The following is a 2,683-nucleotide window of genomic DNA, read 5'->3' on the forward strand; positions in this document are numbered from 1 at the left end:
AGCACGTAGCTGTTGCGATACGGTTCTAAACTGTAGGGACGAATAATTCCAGGAATGTCGAGGTTTTTGGCGATTGTGTATTGATTGCGAAACTGTAACAGCTCGTGGAAGGTAGGATATTCTTGTTGCAGCAGTTTGAGGGCGACTGGCTGCCGATCCACCAATCGAATACCCCGGTAGACAACGGTTCTACTGCCACAATATAGTAGCTCCAGTAGATGATAGCCAGGTAGAGCAACGGTTGTATTGAAGCTGGTGTTCATCGGTCGTGACCTCATTGGACATAATATCAAGATTAATATGCCCTAAAGGCCAGTGGCGCTAACAAATCGGTAAAGTCAACACCAACTCAGTTCCTTTGCCGATAACAGACGTGACATCAATCGCCCCCCCATGTTTTTCCACGATAATTTGCCGAGCGTTCGCGTAGCGTGCCGGAGGCATATCGCCAATCCTAATCCCGTTCCTTTCCCCACAGCTTTGGTGGTAAATAGATGGTCAAAAATCCGAGCTTTGACCTCTTGTGACATTCCTTTTCCGTTATCGGCGATCGCAATTTTGACTTGTTTGTTCTCTACACTTGTCCGAATGGTAATGCGATTGGGATTGGCTCGAATCTCAGCAACACTGCGTTGCTGATTCGATTCATCCAAGGCATCGATCGCATTTGCCAGAATATTCATAAATACCTGGTTGAGTTGTCCGGGAAAACATTGAATTTATGGAATATTTCCGTATTCAGCCACAACTTGAATCTCTGGACGCTGGTTGTTGGCTTTGAGGCGATGGCGCAAAATCAGCAGAGTGCTATCAATCCCTTCGTGGATATTGAAAGTTTGCTTGGCATCGCTATCAGCGCGGGAGAAAGTGCGGAGACTTTTACTGATAGATTTAATGCGCTCTCCCCCATCTTTCATCGCTTTGATTAACTTCGGCAAATCTTGGCGCAGGTAATCGAGGTCGATCGCTTCGAGTTCATCTTCGATTTCTGCACCCGCTTCGGGGAATTTCTTGCCATAGAGATCGATCGGGTTTAAGAGGTCATTAATATAATCTTGGGTAGCACCAATATTACCCACAATGCAGCCAATGGGATTGTTAATTTCATGAGCCACACCCGCTACCAGATTTCCCAGTGCTGACATTTTTTCACTTTGTACGAGTTGTAATTGGGCTTGCTGGAGTTCTGCTAAAGTTTGCTGAACTTGATGATAGAGACGGGCATTTTCTAAAGCAATTGCCCCTTGGCTAGAGAGGAAATTGAGAACGAGCAGGCGCTCGCGGCTAAATACACCATTGGTCGAGGGATTTTCTAAGTACAAAATCCCCGCTAAATTGCCTCGATCGACCAAGGGAAAACATAACACACTCTTGGGCCGATGATGATTCAGATAGTCGCCAATGACACCGGGTAAATCAGTTTTGAGATTGTCAATAACCAAGGTTTATAAGGTGTTTTTGACATACTGAATCAACTGAACGGGAACGTTGGGATTGTTTTCTAACGGGACTTCTTGTAAGGTGGTTTGAGTTAAATCAGAAATGACTCGTACCTGCCATTGCTCGTCTTGACACAGCATCAAGGCACATTTGTCGGCTCCAGAATTTTCTAGCATAGTCTGGGTCAAAGTTTGCAGCAACTCATCGAGTTGAATCGTGCTAGAAAGTGCCTGGGAAACTTGCAGCAAAGTGGCAAAATCCAGGGTGTTGTTGAGGCTGCTACTAGAGGAACTGTGACTGCGAGTAGAGTGAATAGAATAGGCGGGAGTTGCAATACAGGCGAGGGTTTCTAAAACAGTCAAGCGTTGCGCTGCCTGTTGTAAAATGGGACGCAGCAAGTGAGGATAACGGCGTTCTAAATCGTCGGTTTTGGCATAGCTGCCCCATTTGGCATAACAATAGTAGGCTTCAAGCATATAGCCGGCGGCGACTTTTTCTTTGCCCCAGTCAAGGTAGAATTTGGCGGCGAGTTCGTTGGCTAAGGCTTCTTCTTGGATGTAGCCGTTGGCTTTGGCTGCCGAGATTGCGCGATCGTACCAATCGCCTGCTTCATAATTCTTGCCTAAAACTCGGCATTTTTCTGCCTCTAATAAGTCAACTTTATGTTGGTAATTCATCGGGGCATGGTGCGCCCACTTAGCCAGAGTAGTTTGATGAGTTTCCACCAGAGCGAGAGTATTAGCTTGCTCAATTTCGGGGCATCACCTTTGTTTCTCTGAAAGAAACAAAGGTGATGGGTTAATTAGTGCCAAGTAGGTTAACCCAGCATAGAAATGGAAAACCGGAGTATGAATTAATCCTGCCACTCCCATGATATAGAGATTAGCTTGGGCAATGTACTCTAGGGCATTGGTGTAGTTGCTAAAGACATAGGCAAGCATCAGTTTGTAGATATAAGCAAAAGCGAGGGCATTCAGCTCATTATCCTGATGGTGCTTAGGAATCATCAAGTTTTCATTGTAAGCAGTGCCGCTTAATAAATCCGGTCGCTCGACAATTTCCCTCCAGTTGTGCAGCATCTGTTGTTTCATCTTCAGGTAACCCAGAGGAGAATCTTGCTTGATATTCCCTAAGACAACACAGTAATTTTCTAGTTCTAGCGCCCAATCGTCCAGAGCAACTCCCCCAAAGAAATTATCATCAAAATAACCACTCATATTGTGACCGGCATGTAGGAAATCAC

The 2,683-nt window shown here is 45.5% G+C and carries 5 protein-coding genes; all 5 read right to left on the reverse strand.

Annotated elements, in window-relative coordinates; all coding sequences use genetic code 11:
- The coding region (locus ACE1CM_RS33935) for a hypothetical protein (protein ID WP_374883289.1) at positions 1 to 263 on the reverse strand (263 nt) is incomplete at its 3' end.
- A gap of 75 nt (positions 264 to 338) precedes the next feature.
- The gene (locus ACE1CM_RS33940; protein WP_374883290.1) at positions 339 to 683 is read right to left on the reverse strand and encodes a sensor histidine kinase; all 345 of its coding nucleotides are present in this window, start codon (positions 681 to 683) and stop codon (positions 339 to 341) included.
- Between the two features lie 36 nt (positions 684 to 719).
- A complete protein-coding gene (locus ACE1CM_RS33945; protein WP_374883291.1) occupies positions 720 to 1,442 on the reverse strand; it encodes a GAF domain-containing protein in 723 nt (240 codons plus the stop codon).
- 3 nt (positions 1,443 to 1,445) lie between these two features.
- Positions 1,446 to 2,165, reverse strand: coding sequence for a hypothetical protein (locus ACE1CM_RS33950; protein WP_374883292.1), 720 nt, complete (start codon positions 2,163 to 2,165; stop codon positions 1,446 to 1,448).
- A 36-nt stretch (positions 2,166 to 2,201) separates the two neighbouring features.
- Positions 2,202 to 2,683: hypothetical protein (locus ACE1CM_RS33955; RefSeq protein ID WP_374883293.1), on the reverse strand; the 482-nt coding region annotated here is incomplete at its 5' end.

This window comes from Microseira sp. BLCC-F43 (genome assembly GCF_041929235.1).
Classification (GTDB): Bacteria; Cyanobacteriota; Cyanobacteriia; order Cyanobacteriales; family Aerosakkonemataceae; genus Microseira.